The sequence below is a fragment of the Cellulomonas phragmiteti genome (genome assembly GCF_016862775.1).
GTDB lineage: Bacteria > Actinomycetota > Actinomycetes > Actinomycetales > Cellulomonadaceae > Cellulomonas > Cellulomonas phragmiteti.
Genome location: NZ_BONP01000003.1, coordinates 75,887 through 95,648, shown reverse-complemented (window position 1 = coordinate 95,648; position 19,762 = coordinate 75,887). Strand labels below are relative to the sequence as shown.

Annotated in this window: 14 protein-coding genes and 1 tRNA gene; 4 read left to right on the top strand and 11 right to left on the bottom strand. The window is 72.2% G+C overall.

What is annotated here, in order from left to right; all coding sequences use genetic code 11:
• Positions 1–123: 123 nt before the first annotated feature.
• The 6 genes from Cph01nite_RS03690 to Cph01nite_RS19205 form a co-directional block, all read right to left on the bottom strand.
• Positions 124–474, bottom strand: a complete 351-nt coding sequence (locus Cph01nite_RS03690) for a hypothetical protein (RefSeq protein WP_203671236.1) — start codon at positions 472–474, stop codon at positions 124–126.
• 152 nt (positions 475–626) lie between these two features.
• Positions 627–4,496: a DNA-directed RNA polymerase subunit beta' gene (locus tag Cph01nite_RS03685; protein WP_203671235.1), complete on the bottom strand. Its 3,870-nt coding sequence runs from the start codon at positions 4,494–4,496 to the stop codon at positions 627–629.
• A 117-nt stretch (positions 4,497–4,613) separates the two neighbouring features.
• Positions 4,614–8,120, bottom strand: a complete 3,507-nt coding sequence (gene rpoB / locus Cph01nite_RS03680; protein ID WP_203671233.1) for a DNA-directed RNA polymerase subunit beta — start codon at positions 8,118–8,120, stop codon at positions 4,614–4,616.
• 370 nt (positions 8,121–8,490) lie between these two features.
• On the bottom strand, positions 8,491–8,880 hold the full coding sequence (rplL, locus tag Cph01nite_RS03675) for a 50S ribosomal protein L7/L12 (RefSeq protein ID WP_203671232.1): 390 nt from the start codon (positions 8,878–8,880) through the stop codon (positions 8,491–8,493).
• Between the two features lie 94 nt (positions 8,881–8,974).
• Positions 8,975–9,505, bottom strand: coding sequence for a 50S ribosomal protein L10 (gene rplJ, locus Cph01nite_RS03670; protein WP_203671231.1), 531 nt, complete (start codon positions 9,503–9,505; stop codon positions 8,975–8,977).
• Positions 9,506–9,806: 301 nt separating this feature from the next.
• Positions 9,807–12,497: a CHAT domain-containing protein gene (locus Cph01nite_RS19205; protein ID WP_203671230.1), complete on the bottom strand. Its 2,691-nt coding sequence runs from the start codon at positions 12,495–12,497 to the stop codon at positions 9,807–9,809.
• A gap of 93 nt (positions 12,498–12,590) precedes the next feature.
• Here Cph01nite_RS19205 and Cph01nite_RS03660 point away from each other — a divergent pair, with 93 nt between their 5' ends.
• From Cph01nite_RS03660 to Cph01nite_RS03650, 3 genes are all read left to right on the top strand, one after another.
• Positions 12,591–14,036 (top strand): S8 family peptidase, encoded by a 1,446-nt coding sequence (locus Cph01nite_RS03660; RefSeq protein WP_203671229.1) that lies wholly within the window; start codon positions 12,591–12,593, stop codon positions 14,034–14,036.
• Positions 14,037–14,109: 73 nt separating this feature from the next.
• Positions 14,110–14,751, top strand: a complete 642-nt coding sequence (locus Cph01nite_RS03655; protein WP_203671228.1) for an RNA polymerase sigma factor — start codon at positions 14,110–14,112, stop codon at positions 14,749–14,751.
• Between the two features lies 1 nt (position 14,752).
• Entirely contained in the window at positions 14,753–15,256 is a 504-nt protein-coding gene (locus tag Cph01nite_RS03650; RefSeq protein WP_239069006.1) for a hypothetical protein, read from the top strand.
• A 155-nt stretch (positions 15,257–15,411) separates the two neighbouring features.
• On the opposite strand, the gene rplA is transcribed toward Cph01nite_RS03650, so the two are convergent.
• The 5 genes from rplA to Cph01nite_RS03625 form a co-directional block, all read right to left on the bottom strand.
• The gene (gene rplA, locus Cph01nite_RS03645) at positions 15,412–16,128 is read right to left on the bottom strand and encodes a 50S ribosomal protein L1 (RefSeq protein ID WP_203671224.1); all 717 of its coding nucleotides are present in this window, start codon (positions 16,126–16,128) and stop codon (positions 15,412–15,414) included.
• Positions 16,129–16,244: 116 nt separating this feature from the next.
• A complete protein-coding gene (gene rplK, locus Cph01nite_RS03640) occupies positions 16,245–16,676 on the bottom strand; it encodes a 50S ribosomal protein L11 (protein ID WP_203671222.1) in 432 nt (143 codons plus the stop codon).
• Positions 16,677–16,761: 85 nt separating this feature from the next.
• Complete coding sequence (nusG, locus tag Cph01nite_RS03635) at positions 16,762–17,613, bottom strand: transcription termination/antitermination protein NusG (RefSeq protein ID WP_203671220.1); 852 nt, start codon at positions 17,611–17,613, stop codon at positions 16,762–16,764.
• Positions 17,614–17,708: 95 nt separating this feature from the next.
• A complete protein-coding gene (secE, locus tag Cph01nite_RS03630; RefSeq protein WP_203671219.1) occupies positions 17,709–17,990 on the bottom strand; it encodes a preprotein translocase subunit SecE in 282 nt (93 codons plus the stop codon).
• Positions 17,991–18,150: 160 nt separating this feature from the next.
• Positions 18,151–18,223, bottom strand: a tRNA-Trp gene (locus Cph01nite_RS03625).
• A gap of 215 nt (positions 18,224–18,438) precedes the next feature.
• Between Cph01nite_RS03625 and Cph01nite_RS03620 the strand changes: the two genes are divergently transcribed.
• Positions 18,439–19,674 (top strand): pyridoxal phosphate-dependent aminotransferase, encoded by a 1,236-nt coding sequence (locus Cph01nite_RS03620; protein ID WP_203671218.1) that lies wholly within the window; start codon positions 18,439–18,441, stop codon positions 19,672–19,674.
• Positions 19,675–19,762: the final 88 nt, after the last annotated feature.

Here is a 19,762-nt window from a genome sequence, read left to right as displayed (position 1 = left end):
ACCCGGTGCCTCGCGTCTTCGCTTCCGAGACGGAAGGTCGACCGAGTGCACGCGCAAGGGCCCGACGGCGCGGGCACGGTGTCCTACGTTACCCGGCGCGGAACGGAGCGTCAAAGGGGGAGGTCAGTCCGTCGCGAGCACCCAGGCCTGGCCCGACTCCTCCACGACGTCGTCGCCCGAGCCCTCGACGTCGACCGCCACCAGCTCGAAGGTACGCCCCTTGACCTCGCCGGCCCGCCCGACCGTCAGGTCCACCGCGTCGTCGTAGTCCTGACCGTCCGACGCGATCAGGGAGATGCTCTCCTCCCCGAAGTTCGCGGCGGTCAGGGTCAGCCCGTCGACCTCGACCGGCTCACCCGACCTCAGGTGCACCGCGCCCTCGGGCACGTCCGGCTCCTGCGCGCCGCACGCGCCGAGCAGGGCGACCACACCGACGACCAGAGCGGCCCCGACCGCTCGCGCACCACGTCCCACCACTCGACCCCGTCCTGTTCGACACCCTCGGCGTGCGGGCGCGCCCTGCCGGGCCCGCGGTCCGCGCGCACATGCTAGCGCCGGCCGACGCCCGAGGGGCCCGTCGGTCGAACCGACGGGCCCCTCGGGGTCGAGCTGGGAGGTGGTCGACCTCAGCGGTAGTCGCCGAAGTCGATGTCCTCGAGCGGGATCGCCTCGCCGGAGCCCAGGCCGAGCGCCGGGAAGTCGATCTCGTCGTAGCCGAAGGCCGGGTACAGCTCGGCCTTCGCCTCCTCGGTCGCCTCCACCGCCACGTTCCGGTACCGGGGCAGCCCGGTGCCGGCGGGGATGAGCTTGCCGAGGATGACGTTCTCCTTCAGGCCCAGCAGCGGGTCCGAGCGGCTCGACATCGCGGCCTCGGTGAGCACCTTCGTCGTCTCCTGGAAGGAGGCCGCCGAGAGCCACGAGTCCGTCGCGAGCGACGCCTTCGTGATGCCCATGAGCTCGGGACGACCCGAGGCCGGCTGACCGCCCTCGGAGACCGCCTTGCGGTTGAAGTCCTCGAAGCGACCGCGCTCGGCCAGCTCGCCGGGCAGCAGGCCCGTCTCACCGGAGTCGAGCACCGTCACGCGCCGCAGCATCTGCCGCACGATGACCTCGATGTGCTTGTCGTGGATGTCCACGCCCTGGGAGCGGTAGACCTCCTGGACCTCGTCCACCAGGTGCTTCTGCGTGGCACGGGGGCCGAGGATGCGCAGCACCTTCTTCGGGTCGACGGCGCCCACGACGAGCTGGGTGCCGACCGACACGTGGTCGCCGTCCTGGATCAGCAGGCGCGAGCGCTTGGTGATCGCGTAGCGGATCTCCTCGGAGCCGTCGTCCGGGGTCAGGACGAGCGCACGTGCGCGGTCCGTCTCCTCGATCGTGATCCGGCCCGAGAACTCCGCGATGTGCGCCTCGCCCTTGGGGGTACGCGCCTCGAAGAGCTCCTGGACACGGGGCAGACCCTGCGTGATGTCGTCGGCCGAGGCCACACCACCGGTGTGGAACGTCCGCATCGTCAGCTGGGTGCCCGGCTCACCGATCGACTGGGCCGCGATGATGCCGACGGCCTCGCCGATGTCGACGAGCTTGCCGGTGGCCAGCGAGCGGCCGTAGCAGCGCGCGCACGTGCCGACGCGGGACTCGCAGGTGAGCACCGAGCGGATCTTGAGCTCGGTGACGCCCGTCTCCAGCAGCCGGTCGAGCAGGACGTCGCCGACGTCGTCGCCCGAGCGGCCGATGACCTCGCCCTCCACCTCGATGTCGGTCGCGAGCGTCCGCGAGTACACGGACGTCTCGACCTTGTCGTGGCGGCGCAGCGTGCCGTCGCCCGCGTCCACGCCGATCGGCATGGTCAGGCCGCGCTCGGTGCCGCAGTCGTCCTCACGGACGATGACGTCCTGCGAGACGTCCACCAGACGACGCGTCAGGTAGCCCGAGTCGGCGGTCCGCAGCGCGGTGTCCGCCAGACCCTTACGAGCACCGTGCGTCGCGATGAAGTACTCGAGGACGGACAGGCCCTCGCGGTAGTTCGCCTTGATCGGGCGCGGGATGATCTCGCCCTTCGGGTTGGCCACCAGGCCACGCATGCCGGCGATCTGGCGGACCTGCATCCAGTTGCCTCGTGCACCCGAGCCGACCATCCGGAAGACCGTGTTGCGGGCCGGGAAGTTGGCCTGCATGGCCTTGGCGACCTTGTCGGTGGCGTTGGTCCAGATCTCGATGAGCTCCTGACGACGCTCGTCGTCGGTGATGAGGCCCTTCTCGTACTGGCCCTGCACCTTCGCCGCGCGCGCCTCGTGCTCGTCGAGGATCCCCTGCTTCTCGGCCGGGGTCGCGACGTCCGAGATCGCGATCGTGACGCCCGAGCGGGTGGCCCAGCGGAAGCCGGCCTCCTTGAGGGCGTCGAGCGACGCGGCGACCTCGACCTTCGGGTACCGCTCCGCGAGGTCGTTGACGATGACCGACAGGCGCTTCTTGTCGACGACGCCGTTCTCGTACGGGTAGTCGACGGGCAGCAGCTCGTTGAAGAGCGCGCGACCCAGCGTCGTCTCGTACAGCAGGGTCTGACCCGGCTCCCAGCCCTCGGGCGCCTGCTCCTCGGAGAGAACCAGGTCGTCGAACCGGATCTTGACGACCGCGTTGAGGTCGAGCGACCCCTGGTCGAACGCCATGATCGCCTCGGAGACCGAGCTGAACGACCGCCCCTGGCCCACCGGGTCCTCCTTGTCGGAGGTCAGGTGGAACAGGCCGATGATCATGTCCTGCGAGGGCATGGTCACGGGCCGGCCGTCGGACGGCTTGAGGATGTTGTTGCTCGAGAGCATGAGGATGCGGGCCTCGGCCTGCGCCTCCGCGCTCAGGGGCAGGTGGACGGCCATCTGGTCACCGTCGAAGTCCGCGTTGAACGCGGCGCAGACGAGCGGGTGCAGGTGGATCGCCTTGCCCTCGACGAGCTGGGGCTCGAACGCCTGGATGCCCAGACGGTGCAGCGTGGGTGCGCGGTTCAGCAGCACCGGGTGCTCGGTGATGACCTCCTCGAGCACGTCCCACACGACCGGGCGCGCGCGCTCGACCATGCGCTTGGCCGACTTGATGTTCTGCGCGTGGTTGAGGTCCACCAGGCGCTTCATCACGAACGGCTTGAACAGCTCGAGCGCCATCTGCTTGGGCAGGCCGCACTGGTGCAGCTTGAGCTGCGGGCCGACGACGATGACCGAACGGCCCGAGTAGTCGACACGCTTGCCGAGCAGGTTCTGGCGGAACCGGCCCTGCTTGCCCTTGAGCATGTCCGAGATCGACTTCAGCGGGCGGTTGCCCGGACCCGTCACCGGACGCCCGCGGCGGCCGTTGTCGAACAGCGAGTCGACGGCCTCCTGGAGCATCCGCTTCTCGTTGTTGACGATGATCTCCGGCGCGCCCAGGTCCAGGAGCCGCTTGAGGCGGTTGTTCCGGTTGATGACGCGGCGGTAGAGGTCGTTGAGGTCCGACGTGGCGAACCGGCCACCGTCGAGCTGGACCATCGGGCGCAGGTCCGGCGGGATGACCGGGACCGCGTCGAGGACCATGCCCGTCGGCGAGTTGTTCGTCGTGAGGAACGCGTTGACGACCTTGAGCCGCTTGAGGGCACGCGTCTTGCGCTGCCCCTTGCCGTTCTTGATCGTGTCGCGCAGCGACTCGGACTCCGCGACCAGGTCGAACGCCTCGAGGCGCTTCTGGATCGCCGCGGCGCCCATCGAGCCCTCGAAGTAGTTGCCGTACCGGTCCTGCAGCGCCCGGTAGAGCATCTCGTCACCCTCGAGGTCGGCGACCTTGAGGTTCTTGAACCGGTCCCAGACCTGCTCGAGGCGGTCGAGCTCGGCGTCCGCGCGCTTGCGGATCTGCGCCATCTCGCGCTCGGCGGAGTCACGGACCTTGCGGCGCGCGTCCGCCTTGGCACCCTCGGCCTCGAGCTCGGCCAGGTCGGCCTCGAGCTTCTGCGCGCGGGTGTTGATGTCGTTGTCGCGGCGGTCCGAGATCTCCTTCTTCTCCAGGTCGATCTCGTTCTGGAGGTTCGGGAGGTCCTCGTGGCGACCGTCCACGTCGACCCACGTGATCATGTAGGCCGCGAAGTAGATGACCTTCTCCAGGTCCTTCGGCGCCAGGTCGAGCAGGTAGCCCAGTCGCGACGGCACACCCTTGAAGAACCAGATGTGCGTGACGGGGGCGGCCAGCTCGATGTGGCCCATGCGCTCACGGCGCACCTTCGAGCGCGTCACCTCGACGCCGCAGCGCTCGCAGATGATGCCCTTGAAGCGCACGCGCTTGTACTTGCCGCAGTAGCACTCCCAGTCCCGGGTGGGGCCGAAGATCTTCTCGCAGAAGAGTCCGTCCTTCTCGGGCTTGAGGGTGCGGTAGTTGATGGTCTCGGGCTTCTTCACCTCGCCGTGCGACCAGGCACGGATGTCGTCGGCCGTGGCCAGGCCGATGCGCAGCTCGTCGAAGACGTTGACGTCGAGCAAGGGGGTCCTACTTCCTTCGCTTGCCGGCCTCGAGGACCGACGGAACGGAAAACGTGCTGAAGGGTGCGGGCGCCCGGTCCGGCGTCACAGGTGTGCGCACCGGACCGGGGCTCGCCATCAGATCTCTTCGACGCTGCTGGCGTTCGGGCGCCGCGACAGGTCGATGCCGAGCTCTTCCGCAGCGCGGTAGACCTCGTCGTCGTTCTCCTTCATGTCGATCGAGGCGCCGTCGGACGACAGCACCTCGACGTTCAGGCAGAGCGACTGCATCTCCTTGAGCAGGACCTTGAACGACTCGGGGATGCCGGAGTCCGGGATGTTCTCGCCCTTGACGATCGCCTCGTAGACCTTCACGCGGCCCGGGACGTCGTCCGACTTGATGGTCAGGAGCTCCTGCAGCGTGTAGGCGGCGCCGTACGCCTCCAGTGCCCACACCTCCATCTCGCCGAACCGCTGGCCACCGAACTGCGCCTTACCACCCAGCGGCTGCTGCGTGATCATCGAGTAGGGGCCGGTCGAGCGGGCGTGGATCTTGTCGTCCACGAGGTGGTGCAGCTTGAGGATGTACATGTAGCCGACCGACACGGCCTCCGGGAACGGCTCGCCGGAGCGGCCGTCGAAGAGCCGCGCCTTGCCGTCGCCCTTGACCATGCGCTCGCCGTCGCGGTTGGGCAGCGTCGAGCCGAGCAGGCCGGTGAGGGTCTGCTCCGGCACACCGTCGAAGACCGGGGTCGCGACGGGGTTGCCGGGGCTCGAGCTGGCCGCGACGTCCGGGACGCCGTCACGCCAGGCGGCCTCGCCCTCGGCGAGCTGGATGTCCCAGCCCTGCTTGGCCACCCAGCCGAGGTGCGTCTCGAGCACCTGGCCGACGTTCATGCGTCCGGGGACGCCGAGCGGGTTGAGCACGACGTCGACCGCGGTGCCGTCCTCGAGGAACGGCATGTCCTCGACGGGCAGGATCTTGGAGATGACGCCCTTGTTGCCGTGACGGCCGGCGAGCTTGTCGCCGTCCGTGATCTTGCGGCGCTGCGCGATGTACACGCGGACCAGCTCGTTCACGCCGGCCGGCAGCTCGTCGCCGTCGTCGCGGCTGAACGTGCGCACCTCGATGACCGTGCCGGACTCGCCGTGGGGCACCTTGAGGGACGTGTCGCGGACCTCGCGGGCCTTCTCGCCGAAGATCGCACGCAGCAGGCGCTCCTCCGGGGTCAGCTCGGTCTCGCCCTTGGGCGTGACCTTGCCGACGAGGATGTCGCCCGCGCCGACCTCGGCACCGATGCGGATGATCCCGCGCTCGTCGAGGTCGCCCAGGACCTCCTCGGAGACGTTCGGGATGTCCCGCGTGATCTCCTCCGGGCCGAGCTTGGTGTCGCGCGCGTCGACCTCGTGCTCCTCGATGTGGATCGAGGACAGCACGTCGTCCTGCACGAGGCGCTGCGACAGGATGATCGCGTCCTCGTAGTTGTGGCCCTCCCACGACATGAAGGCCACCAGCAGGTTGCGGCCGAGCGCGAGCTCGCCCTCGTCCGTCGCCGGGCCGTCGGCCAGCACCGAGCCGGGCTCGACGCGGGCGCCGTGCTCGACCAGCACGCGCTGGTTGTAGCAGGTGCCCTGGTTCGAGCGACGGAACTTGGCGATCCGGTACGTCGACGTCGTCGCGTCGTCGTTGGCGACGACCACGAGGTCGGCGGACACCTCGGTCACGACACCGGGCTTGGTCGCCACGACGACGTCACCGGCGTCGACCGCGGCACGACGCTCCATGCCGGTGCCGACGAGCGGCGCCTCGGAGCGCACCAGCGGCACGGCCTGGCGCTGCATGTTGGCGCCCATGAGCGCGCGGTTGGCGTCGTCGTGCTCGAGGAACGGGATGAGCGCGGTCGCGACCGAGACCATCTGGCGCGGCGAGACGTCCATGTAGTCGACGTTGGCGCCGGGCACCAGGTCGGGCTCGCCGCCCTTCGTGCGCACGAGGATCGCGTCCTCGACGAACGAGCCGTCGGCGTTCAGCGGCGCGTTCGCCTGGGCGATGATGTGCCGGTCCTCGTCGTCCGCGGTCAGGTAGTCGACCTCGTCGGAGACCTTGCCGTCCTTGACGCGACGGTACGGCGTCTCGACGAAGCCGAACGGGTTGATGCGCCCGTACGTCGCGAGCGAGCCGATGAGGCCGATGTTCGGGCCCTCGGGGGTCTCGATCGGGCACATGCGGCCGTAGTGCGAGGTGTGGACGTCGCGGACCTCCATGCCGGCACGGTCACGGGACAGACCACCCGGGCCCAGGGCCGACAGACGCCGCTTGTGCGTCAGGCCCGCGAGCGGGTTGTTCTGGTCCATGAACTGCGACAGCTGGCTCGTCCCGAAGAACTCCTTGATGGAGGCCACCACGGGGCGGATGTTGATCAGCGTCTGCGGCGTGATCGCCTCGACGTCCTGGGTCGTCATGCGCTCGCGCACGACGCGCTCCATGCGCGACAGGCCCGTGCGGACCTGGTTCTGGATGAGCTCGCCCACCGCGCGGATGCGGCGGTTGCCGAAGTGGTCGATGTCGTCCGGCTCGACGCGCAGCTCGATCGACTCGCCGCCGCGCGTGCCGGGCAGCGTGGGCTTGTCGATGTGCAGGGCGGCGAGGTACTTGATGGTCGCGACGACGTCCGAGAGCGTCAGCACCGAGTCGGACAGCGGCGCGTCCTGGCCGAGCTTCTTGTTCACCTTGTAGCGGCCGACCTTCGCCAGGTCGTAGCGCTTGGGGTTGAAGTAGAAGTTCTCCAGCAGCGCGCGGCCGGCCTCGACGGTCGGCGGCTCACCCGGGCGGATCTTGCGGTACAGGTCGAGCAGGGCCTCGTCCTGGGTCTGGACGTGGTCCTTCTCGAGCGTGTCGATGACCGCGGGGTACTCGGCGAACTCCTCGCGGATCTCGCTCTCCGTCATGCCGAGCGCCTTGAGCAGGACCGTCGCGTTCTGCTTGCGCTTGCGGTCGACGCGCACGCCGACGTTGTCGCGCTTGTCGATCTCGAACTCGAGCCACGCGCCACGGCTCGGGATGACCTTGGCGGTGAGGACGTCCTTGTCGGACGTCTTGTCGGCGGTCCGCTCGAAGTACACGCCCGGGGAGCGGACGAGCTGGGACACGACGACGCGCTCGGTGCCGTTGATGATGAAGGTGCCGCGCTCGGTCATCAGGGGGAAGTCACCCATGAAGACGGTCTGCGACTTGATCTCACCGGTCGTGTAGTTGACGAACTCGGCGGTGACGAACAGCGGCGCGGCGAAGGTGAAGTCCTTCTCCTTGCACTCCTCGGCCGTGTACTTCGGCGGCTCGAACCGGTGCTCGCGGAAGGAGAGCGACATGGTCCCGCCGAAGTCCTCGATCGGGGAGATCTCCTCGAAGATCTCCTCGAGGCCCGCGGTCTCCGGCACGTCGTTGCGGCCGACCTCGAGCGCGGCGGCCACGCGGGCCTGCCAGCGCTCGTTGCCCAGCAGCCAGTCGAAGCTCTCGGTCTGCAGACCGAGCAGGTCGGGGACCTCGAGCGGCTCGTGGATCTTGGCGAAGGAGATGCGACGGGATGCGGTGCGGTTCGCGATGGCGTCGGCGGACGGTGCAGTAGGGATGCGCGAGGCAGCCAAGAGGGGTCCTTCCCTGCGGATCGTGGCACGCTGCGCCGCCTGGCGAGGCGCGATCACCGGCCACGGCACGAGGTCCCGACGCGCACGTGCGTCGAGATCGGTGTCGGGATATCTGAGATCGCGGGCACAGGCCAGCGCAAAGCGCTAGCGTACGCACCTCTGCGGGCGTCGTCAACTCAGCCCACAGGCAGTGCCACTGCGGGCCACACCGCCCGCACCGGCGACCTCGTCGTCGCCGCGTGCCATGGTGGCACACCCGCCCGCTGCGGGGAAACGCTGCGCCCGGACGACCTCCGGACGGCACGAGGCCCGGTCCCCCGTGCGGGGGACCGGGCCTCGTCGACGCGGCCGGCCTGACGGCCGGCGCGGATCACTTGAGCGTGATCGTGGCGCCCGCGCCCTCGAGCGCAGCCTTGGCCTTCTCGGCCGTCTCCTTGTTGACGCCCTCCAGGACCGGCTTCGGCGCGCCGTCGACGAGGTCCTTGGCCTCCTTCAGACCGAGGCTCGTGAGCGTGCGCACCTCCTTGATGACCTGGATCTTCTTGTCGCCGGCGGCCTCGAGGACGACGTCGAACGAGTCCTTCTCCTCCTCGACCTCGGCGTCGGCGCCACCGCCGGCCGGGGCGGCGACCGCGACGGCGGCCGGAGCGGCGGCGGTGACCTCGAAGGTCTCCTCGAACGCCTTCACGAACTCGGACAGCTCGATGAGCGTGAGGTCCTTGAACGCGTCGATGAGCTCGTCGGTGGTGAGCTTCGCCATGATGGCGGTTCCTTCCGTTCGGACCCGCTGCCCGATGGTCGGACGGCGGGAGGTGCTGGGCGTGCTACGTGAGCGTGCGGCCGGAGCGTCGGGCTCAGGCTGCGGCGTCGGACTCCTCGCGCTTGACGCGCAGGGCCTCGACGGTGCGCACGGCCTGCGAGGCAGGAGCCGTGAACAGGTACGCGGCCTGGTAGAGCTTGGCCTTCATCGCGCCGGCCGCCTTGGCCAGCAGGACCTCACGGGACTCGAGGTCCGCGAGCTTGGTGATGTCCGCAGCGGTCACGGGGCGGCCGTCGAGGACGCCCGCCTTGATGACCAGTGCGGGGTTCGCCTTGGCGAAGTCACGCAGTCCCTTGGCCGCCTCGACCGGGTCACCGGTGACGAAGGCGATCGCCGACGGGCCCGCGAGCGCGTCGTCGAGGCCCTCGAGGCCGGCGTCCTTGGCCGCGATCGCGGTCAGCGTGTTCTTCACCACGGCGTAGTGCGCGTTACCGCTGAGCGCCTTGCGCAGCGCCTTGAGCTGCGCGACGGTGAGCCCGCGGTACTCGGTCAGCACGGCCGCGTTCGAGCCGCGGAAGCGCTCCGTCAGCTCCGCGACAGCGGCAGCCTTGTCCGGCCTCGCCATGGCATTCCTTCCGATGGTGGTGCCACCGGGCGTCGTCCGACGCTGCCGCAGACATGACGAGAGCCCCGCGCAGGCGCGGGGCTCGGACACCGACCGCCGCACGGGCCGCGGCCACGAGCAGCACGATCACGTGCGACGAACTCTCACCTGCGCAGGCCCCCGCGTGTCGCGGAGCTTCGGCCGGTCCGACGAGCGGACCGACGACCGGCGGTCTTGGGCGCCACGAGACTACGACACACCCGCGGGAACGACCAAATCCGCGTCGCCCGGCCCCGGTCCGCCACCGCGTGCCGCGCCCACGTCAGGCCGCGCCGTGCGCGCTGAAGGTGCACCAGTTGACGAACCCGGCCGGGATGTCGCGGTCGATCTCGCCGCGCGCCCCGTGCAGCGCGCGGGCCATCGTCTGGCCGGCCGCCAGCCGCCGGTGCAGGGCCAGCATGAGGTCCACCACCTCGACGTCCGGCACCGCGGCGATCGAGGCGACCACGCCCGCCGTCCCCCGCGACAGCATCGCCGACACCAGCCCGAGGACCTCGTCGCCCTCGTAGGCGACGTCCGCACCGGAGTGGCACGACGCCAGCACCAGTCGGCGCGGTGCGACCCCCGAGCGGTGCAGCTCCTGCACCGTGACGGGCCCGTCGGCGAGGACGACGGCCGAGAACATGGGGTTGTCCGACCGCAGCGTGCCGTGGCACGCGAGGTGGGCGAGATCCGCGTCGGCGACCGCGGCGACCACCGCGTCCGCGTGGCTGTCGTGGGCGCCGAGGACGCGCACCCCGGGGTGGAGCGCGCGCAGCGCCTCCACCTCGTCCTGGGCGCCCCGCAGGTCGGGCCCGGCGACGAGCACGACGGGTCCCGCGGGGGCGGCGGGCCGCTCCCGCGTCCGCAACCAGGCGGCGGCCGACGGCGCGAGCGCCACCGGGCCGTCGTGGAGCGCCGACCACGGCGCGCCGTGCAGGACGCCGACGGGCACGACGACGAGCTCCGCGTCGGGCGGCAGGTCGAGCGGCTCGAGCAGGACCGCGCGCAGCCGCACCAGCCGCAGGTCGGCGCTCGCGCGCGCGGCGTCGGCCGCCGCGGCGCTGCTGGGGTCGACCATCCGGCGCAGCGCGAAGACCAGCGCGTGCAGCGCGTCCGCGACCTCACCCGCGGTCGGTCCGAGGTCGACGACCCTGGCCCGGGCGCCGTCGACGACGACCGCGACGAACCGGTCGCCGTGGCGCCCGTACTCGACGAGGACCCGACCCGCGAGCGCGGCCCGCACCGTGGCCAGGCTCGGCACCCGGCCGGCGGTCGGGACCCGGTCCGCGGTGTCCTCCAGCCACGCGGACCGTCGGGCGTCGGCCTCGAGCTCGTCGTCGGCGACGATCACCGACCGGCGGACGGCCCGACGGTCGCCGGTGGCGTCCGGACCGACCGGGGAGGACGCCTGCGCGCCCGCGCGCGACGCGACCTGCGCGCCCTCGGGCTCCGGCGCCGCCACGGGCAGCCGCGCCTGCAGCGCGGCGGCACGGGTCTGCTCCATCCAGCGCAGCACGGCCGCCGGCGCGCCCCGGCGCACCATCACCTCCAGCCCCAGCTCCCCCAGCTGGGCACCGTGCCCGGAGGCGAGCGCCTGCAGCTCCATCGTCGGCAGGGCCTGGCGGTGCCGCGCGAGATCGCGCAGGCCGGCCCGGCACTGCCGCAGCACGTCGTCGTCCGCGCCGCCCAGGCGCCCCGACAGCGCTGCCGCGAGCCGGCCCCGCAGGCGCACCGAGAGCGGCCCCCGACGGGCGAGCGCGGCCGCCGCCACGAGGTGCCGCTCGGCCCGCCGCGGCATCGCGAGCGCCGCCGCGAGCCGGCCGCCCTCGAGGTGCGCGTCGGCGGCCGGCCCCAGCTCGCCGGCACGCTGCAGGCGCGCGGCGGCCCGGCGCACGGCGGCGAGGTCGGCCGGACCGGCGTCACCGGCGCGCACGCGCGCGCGGACGGCGACGAGCACGGCCCGGTCGTGCGCACCCGGGCGTCGCTGCGCCCGGGCACGGACGCGGGCCGTCTGCGCCTGCTGCGCCGCCCCGACCGCGTCGCCGAGCAGCAGCAGGGTCTCCGCGAGCGAGATGCGGGCGTCCACCTCGACCAGCCCGCCTCCCGCCGCGACGAGCTCCTCCAGCGCGCGACGGCCGGCCGCGGCCGCCTCCGGCAGGAGCCGCAGCTCGCGCATCGTCTCCGCGTACTCCACGTAGTACTCCCCGGGCGACTGCCCGGCCTCCTCGGACGCGCGGGCGGCGCGCTCCAGGTCACGCAGGCCGTCGCCGAGCCGCCCCGTCTGGACCTCGATGAGCGCGCGCGTCAGGTACGGCCACGACCGCAGCGCCGGCCCCAGGCGGGTGGCACCGTCGACCGCGAGCTCCGCCCAGCGCAGCGCCTCGCCGTACGCGGTCCGGGCGACCAGCACGAGCGCCAGGTTGTTCGCCGCCCGCACGAAGTTCGGGTCCCCCGGCTCGACCTCGCGGGCGACCGCGCGGTAGCGCGCCTCCGCCTCCACCAGCCGGCCCGCGTTGTGGTCCATGACGGCCAGCTGGAGCTGGATCCGGGCGTGCAGGTCGTCCAGCGCGGCGTCGCGCGCGCGGTGCTCGTCCACGACCGCCAGCGCCGCCGCGGCGTCCGACCGGGCCCGCGCGGTGCGGCCCAGCTCGAGCTGGGTGACGGACCTGGAGGCCAGCACCCAGGCGCACAGCGTCGGGAGCCCCGCCCGACGCGCGACCGCGAGGGCGTCGTCGAGCAGCGCGACCGCGGCGGCCGGATCGCCCTCCAGGCGGTCGAGCACGGCGATGGTCCGCAGGCCCCAGACCAGCGCCTCCGGGACGTCCGACCGGCGCGCCTGCGCCACCACGCGACCCGCGCGCCGGCGTACGTCCGCGGGGTCGACGTCGATCGCGGACTCCAGCGTCCGGGCCTCGTCGACCAGCTCCGCCCGGGAGGTGTCCGTGGACGACGACCGCTCGGCAGGCTGCACCCTGAGATTTTAGGGCGCCGGACGTATCAGGCGGTGCACCGCCCCCCTCTGCACAGCGGCAGGACGGTACCGGACACCGAGGAGGAGCACCCCGTGGCACGATTCGCGCGCAGACCCGCAGGGCGGCCGTTCGACGACGACGAGTACGGGGCCCGGCTGGTGGGCCGCCGCCGCGGCACCGGCCCGGCCGCGGCCGCGATGGTGCGGCCCGCGGGGCCCGGCTCGCCGTACCTGCGCGGGCTGCGCGCGGCGCTGTCCCCCGACGACCCCGACGAGGCGGTGGCGCGGCGCCGCGCGGCCGTCGTCGACCGGCTCCGGTCCGGGTGGGCACGACGCGGCGCCCCCGAGCTGGAGGTCGAGACGAACGATCACGGTGCCGAGGTGTTCCCGATCTCGGGCGAGCTCCTGGCGACCCCGGGCACCTGGGAGGAGATCCGCACCGAGGCGCAGGCCGCAGGGCTGGCGGAGGTGCCCCTGGACCACCCCGAGCTCGAGGGCCGTGTGGTGCGCCTGCGCCGCACGGACGGCGCCGGCTCGACGGGCCTGGGAGACCTGGTCGAGGCGTGGCGGGAGCGCGGGCACGTGGTCTCGATGTCGTACGTCACGCCGCTCGGCGGACGACCGATCATGAAGCCCTACACCGGGGAGTTCGCCCCGCAGGTGGCCACGTTCCCCGAGTACGCGAGCGCGGGGCCGCGGTACGGCGAGGGCGTCGTCGTCGCCGTCGTCGACACCGGCATCACCCCCGAGCAGCGGACCGACGGCTGGCTCGCGGACGTCCCGCGGGTCACGGCCGACGACCCCGCCACGCACGGCGACGAGTCGAACGTCGACCCGCTGGACGCCGACCCCGCCGACGGCTGGCTCGACGTGTACGCGGGGCACGGCACGTTCGTCGCCGGCATCGTCGCGCGCGTCGCTCCCGGCGCGCAGATCCGCGTGTACAAGGCCGTCGGCTCCGGCGGGGCGGGGTGCGAGCTCGACGTCGCGTGCGCGCTCGTCCGCGCGGTCCGCGACGGCGCGCACGTCGTCAACCTCTCGCTGGGGACGCAGACCCTGTTCGACGAGGCGTCGATCCCGCTGGGTGCCGCGCTCGACGTGATCCGCGACATCGAGGACGAGCGCGGCAGCACGACCGTCCTCGTCGCGTCGGCCGGCAACTACGGCGACACGGGGCCGACGTGGCCCGCCGCGTTCGGCCGGGTCGTCGCGGTCGGCGGCCTCACGGCGGACCTGAAGCCCACGACCTGGTCGAGCCACGGGCCGTGGGTGGACATCTCGACCGTCGGCGAGGACGTCGTCTCCACCTACGTCCCCGGCACCCAGAACCCGGCCTTCGGGGAGGGCCGGACGTTCGGCGCCAACGCGTTCGCGTCCTGGGTCGGCACGTCCTTCGCCGCGCCGCAGGTGTCGGGCGCGATCGCCCGCACCATGACCGAGCTCGGGGTCACCGGCCCGCAGGCGGTGGACGCGCTGCTCGCCGCCGGCAAGCCCGTGGCGGGCTACGGCAAGGCCCTGCAGATCCTGCCCGGGGCCTGACGTGCTGGGCACCTGCCTCGCGGAGCGCCATGATGGGCTCCGGGGCGCACCCGACAGGCGAAGGAGTCGTGCCGTGAGCAGCCGGGAACAGCTGGGCAGACCGTACGACCGCCGCACCACCACGCAGCTGGTGGCGGGCGCGCTGACCGGCGACGAGGGCTCGTGGTCGGAGATCGTGCGACGTCACACCAACCTCGTGATGGCGCGCGTGCGGCAGTTCCGGCTCACGCCGCAGCAGGCCGAGGACGTCGCGCAGACCGTCTGGCTCAACCTGCTCGAGCACCTGGGCGACCTGCGGGAGCCGGAGGCGCTGCCGGGGTGGATCTCCACGGCCACCCGGCACGAGTGCATCCGCATGACCCACCTGTCGCGTCGGTCGATCCCGGTGGACCCCACCACCGGCCGCCTCGACGCGCAGGACGACACCGAGCTGGACGGGGAGCTGCTGCGCAGCGAGCGCCACGCGGCGTTGCGCGCGGCGCTCGAGGAGCTGCCCGCGCACCAGCGCGAGCTGCTCCTCCTGCTCTCGACGGACCCTCCGCCGAGCTACCAGGAGGTCTCCGCACGCCTCGGGATCCCGGTGGGGTCGATCGGCCCCACCCGGCAGCGGGGGCTGGCCCGGCTGCGTCGGACGGAGGCGATCCGTACCTACCTCGCGGTGCCGTCCGGCGCCGTGCTCGGCGAAGGAGGCCGCGATGTGCTGGCACTCGGATGACGTGAGCCTGCCGCAGCCGCGCCCGGCGGACGCGTGGGACGACGACGACGCCCTCGCGTCGGACCTCGCCCGCGCCACCGCGGAGGCCGACGTGGCGCGACGGGTGACGGCCGCGGCGTCGACGGCCTTCCACGCGCACCGCGGGATGCTCGCGCTGCGCGACGAGCTGGACACGGACCTGCTCCTGCTCGCGCTGGTCCACGACTCGCGCACCGCCGGCGCGCTCGCGGGCGTCCGGGACCGCAGCGGTCAGCCGTCGCGGACCCTGGTGTTCGAGGGCGACGGCGTGGGTGTCGAGGTGGAGGTCACCGACGGCGCGGTCGAGGGGCAGCTCATCCCGGCACGCCCCGGGCGCGTCGAGCTGCGGCAGCCGGACGGCGACGTCACCGGCGTCGACACCGACGAGGTGGGGTACTTCCGCCTCCACGCCCGCCCCGAGGGACCCGTGCGCCTGGTCTGCCGGAGCGCGGACGGCACGTGCGTGACCGCCTGGCTGCCCTGGTGAGGGGCTGACGCCGCACGCGCGGCGTGCGGCGGGGCCCGGTCCGCAGGGGGGACCGGGCCCCGTCCGCGTGCCCGCGGCGCGGACGGCACGCGACGCACGACGGCCCGGCGCCCCTCGCGGGGTGCCGGGCCGTCGTCACGCGGGAGGGGCGACCGTCAGGCCGCGTCCTCCTCCGTGAGGTTGCGGGTCTTGCTCTGGTCCAGCGGGATGCCGGGGCCGTTCGTGGTCGACAGCGTCGCCTTGGCGATGTAGCGGCCCTTCGACGCCGACGGCTTCAGACGCAGGATCTCGTCCAGCGCGGCGGCGTAGTTCTCGACGAGCGCCGTCTCCGAGAACGACGTCTTGCCGATGATGAAGTGCAGGTTCGCGTGCCGGTCGACACGGAACTCGATCTTGCCGCCCTTGATGTCGGACACGGCCTTGGCCACGTCCATCGTCACGGTGCCGGTCTTGGGGTTCGGCATGAGACCGCGCGGGCCCAGGACCTTGCCCAGGCGGCCGACCTTGCCCATGAGGTCCGGGGTGGCGACGGCGGCGTCGAAGTCCGTCCAGCCGTCGGCGACCTTGGCGATGAGCTCGTCGCCGCCGACCTCGTCGGCGCCGGCCGCACGGGCCTGCTCGGCGCGCTCGCCGTTGGCGAACACGATGACGCGGGCCGTCTTGCCGGTGCCGTGGGGCAGGTTGACCGTGCCACGGACCATCTGGTCGGCCTTGCGGGGGTCGACACCGAGGCGGAACGCGACCTCGACGGTCGCGTCGTACTTGGTGGTCGACGTCTCCTTGGCGAGGCGCACGGCCTCGAGGGGGGCGTAGATCCGCTCCGGGTCGATCTTCTCGACGGCGGCGCGGTACGCCTTGCTGTGCTTGGCCATCTGCTTGTTCTCCTCGTGTCAGCAGTCGTGGTCGTCCGGGCCGCACACGGGCCCTGCCACGTGCCGGTGAGCGCGGGTCGCGCTCACCGACGGGGGTGGTGCTGGCGGGGCTGGACTCAGCCCTCGACCTTGATGCCCATCGACCGGGCGGTGCCGGCGATGATCTTCTCGGCCGCCGCCAGGTCGTTCGCGTTGAGGTCCTCGAGCTTGGTCGTCGCGATCTCGCGCACCTGGTCGGTCGTCAGCGAGCCCACCTTGACGGTGTGCGGCGTCGGCGACCCCTTGGCGATGCCCGCGGCCTTCTTGATCAGCTCGGCGGCCGGCGGCGTCTTCGTGATGAAGGTGAACGAGCGGTCCTCGTACACCGTGATCTCGACGGGGATGACGTTGCCACGCTGGGCCTCGGTGGCCGCGTTGTACGCCTTGCAGAACTCCATGATGTTGACGCCGTGCTGACCCAGCGCGGGGCCGATCGGCGGCGCGGGGGTCGCGGCACCGGCGTTGATCTGGAGCTTGATCAGCCCGGTGACCTTCTTCTTGGGGGGCATGGTGCCTTCCGTTCGTGTCGTGGGCCGACGCCGTGGGCGATGACCCGGTTGCAGTACCCCGCTGTGCGCGGGGCGGATCAGCAGGTCAGATCTTCGAGACCTGGCTGAAGGACAGCTCGACCGGGGTCTCCCGGCCGAAGAGCGAGACGAGCACCTTGAGCTTCTGGCTCTCGGCGTTGATCTCGGAGATGGTCGCGGGCAGCGTGTCGAACGGGCCGCCGTCGGTGACGGTGACCGACTCGCCGACGGTGAAGTCGACCTCGACGGGCTTGCTCGACGCCTTGGCCGCCTGCTGCGCGGGGGTCTTGGCCTCCAGCGTGGGTGCCAGCATCGAGAAGACCTCGTCGAGCGTGAGCGGCACCGGCTGGTGCGTGTGGCCGACGAACCCGGTGACGCCGGGCGTGTGGCGCACGGCACCCCACGACTCGTCGGTGAGGTCCATGCGGACGAGGACGTAGCCGGGGATCCGCACGCGCTTGACGACCTTGCGCTGCGCGTTCTTGATCTCCACGACCTCCTCCATGGGGACCTCCACCTGGTGGATGTAGTCCTCCATGTTCAGGCTCTGCGTGCGCGACTCGAGGTTCGCCTTCACGCGGTTCTCGTACCCCGCGTAGGAGTGGATGACGTACCAGTCGCCGGGCATGCGCCGCAGCTGCGCCTTGAAGGCCGCGACGGGGTCCTCGTCGGGGTCGATCTCGTCGGCCTCGTCGGTGGCAGCCTCGTCGGTGGTGGCCTCGTCGACCTCGTCGTCCGTGGCCTCGTCGTCGGTGGCCCCGTCGTCGGGCACGTCGGTCGCCTCGACCTCGTCGCCTGCGGTGGCGTCCGTGTCGTCGACCTCGTCACCCGCGCTCGCCTCGACGGCCTCGACGGACGCCAGGGCGTCCGCGAGCTCGGCCTCGGCGCCCGGCGTGGGCTCCTGCGACTCCTGCGACACGTGCAACCTGCTTTCTCCGTGGTGGACCGGCGCGCGCCGGTGCGTGCGCGGCTCGGCCCGCGCGTGTGGGGTGAGGCGTCGGCGTCAGCCGGACGTCACCCGAAGACCCAGAACGTCAGCTGCCCGATGCCCAGGTCGATCAGCGTCACGAACAGCATGACGACCGTGACGAAGACGAGCACGACACCGGTGTAGGTGACGAGCTCCTGCCGGGTGGGACGGACGACCTTCTTGAGCTCGGCGACGACCTGGCGGACGAAGAGCGCGATGCGAGCGAACAGCCCGCTCTTCTCCTCGCCGCGACGCGGCGCGCGCTCGCTCCTGCTGGCGGCCGAGCCCTCGGCGTCGGACGCCGCGGCGGCAGCGGTATCGCTCACGTCTGGCCCCTGTCTCGTCATCGGTGCGCCACCCGGGGTGGGTGCCGCGTGTCGAGGACGCACGGACTGGCCGACGCGACGCGCCGGACCGACCGGCGGTCCTGCTCACGACGCCGGCCCGGACCCCGAGACGTCTCGGGGTCGAGCCGGTCCGCGTGCGCAGGGCAGACAGGACTCGAACCTGCAACCTGCGGTTTTGGAGACCGCTGCGCTACCAATTGCGCCACTGCCCTACGACGGCCAGCACCACCACGACCCCGCCCGACCGTCGGACCTGGCCCGACATCGCGGGCTCGGCCTCAAGGCGTGCTTCATCATGGCGGACGTCAACCGCCGGGGGATCACTGTACGCGACCCGGGCCGAACGGTCGAACCCGTCGTCCGGACCCCGCGTTCCACGTCCTGATATCCGCGGGTCGGCCCAGGGACCCTCTGCGAGGATGTCCGCGTGACCGAGCACAGCGCACCGACGACGACGTCCACCCGCGCCCGGGTCTCCGCCCGGGTCGCCGCGATCGCGGAGTCCGCGACCCTCGCGGTCGACGCGAAGGCCAAGGCCCTCAAGGCGGCCGGCCGGCCGGTGATCGGCTTCGGTGCCGGCGAGCCCGACTTCCCGACGCCCGACTACGTCGTCGAGGCCGCCGTGCGCGCGGCGCAGGACCCGGTCAACCACCGCTACTCCCCCGCGGCCGGCCTGCCCGTGCTGCGCGAGGCGATCGCCGCGAAGACGCTGCGCGACTCCGGCTACGAGGTCAGGCCCGCGGACGTGCTCGTGACCAACGGCGGCAAGCAGGCCGTGTTCCAGGCGTTCGCCGCGATCCTCGACCCGGGCGACGAGGTGCTGCTGCCCGCGCCCTACTGGACGACCTACCCCGAGGCCATCCGGCTCACGGGCGCCGCGCCGGTCGAGGTGTTCGCGGGTGTCGACCAGGGCTACCTGGTGACGGTCGAGCAGCTCGAGGCCGCACGCACGCCGCGGACCAAGGCGCTGCTGTTCAACTCCCCGTCCAACCCGACGGGCGCGGTCTACTCCCCCGAGCAGACCGAGGAGATCGGCCGCTGGGCGCTCGAGCACGGCATCTGGGTCATCACCGACGAGATCTACGAGCACCTGACCTACGACGACGCGGTGTTCACCCCCGTCGTGCGCGTCGTCCCCGAGCTCGCGGACACGACGATCGTGCTCAACGGCGTCGCGAAGACCTACGCGATGACCGGCTGGCGCGTGGGCTGGATGATCGGGCCCTCCGACGTCATCAAGGCCGCGACGAACCTGCAGTCGCACCTGTCGTCCAACGTCGCGAACGTCTCGCAGCGCGCGGCCGTCGCCGCGCTCACCGGCGACCTGTCCGCCGTCGAGACCATGCGCGCGGCGTTCGACCGCCGGCGCCGGACCATGGTCGGCATGCTCGAGGAGATCGACGGCGTGCGCTGCCCCGCGCCGCAGGGTGCGTTCTACGCCTACCCGTCGGTCGAGGGGCTGCTCGGCCGCACGATCCGCGGCGTCACGCCCACCACGTCGGCCGAGCTCGCCGCGCTCGTCCTCGACGAGGTCGAGGTGGCCGTCGTCCCCGGCGAGGCCTTCGGGCCCAGCGGCTACCTGCGGCTGTCGTACGCGCTCGGCGACGACGACCTGGTCGAGGGCGTGAGCCGCATCCAGACCCTCCTCGGCGAGGCCGTCTGACCTCCTGACGCCGCCGCGGGGTCCACCGATCGGTGGACCCCGCGGACGACCGGGCGGTCGTCCCGGCCGGCCGCCCAACCACGCGACG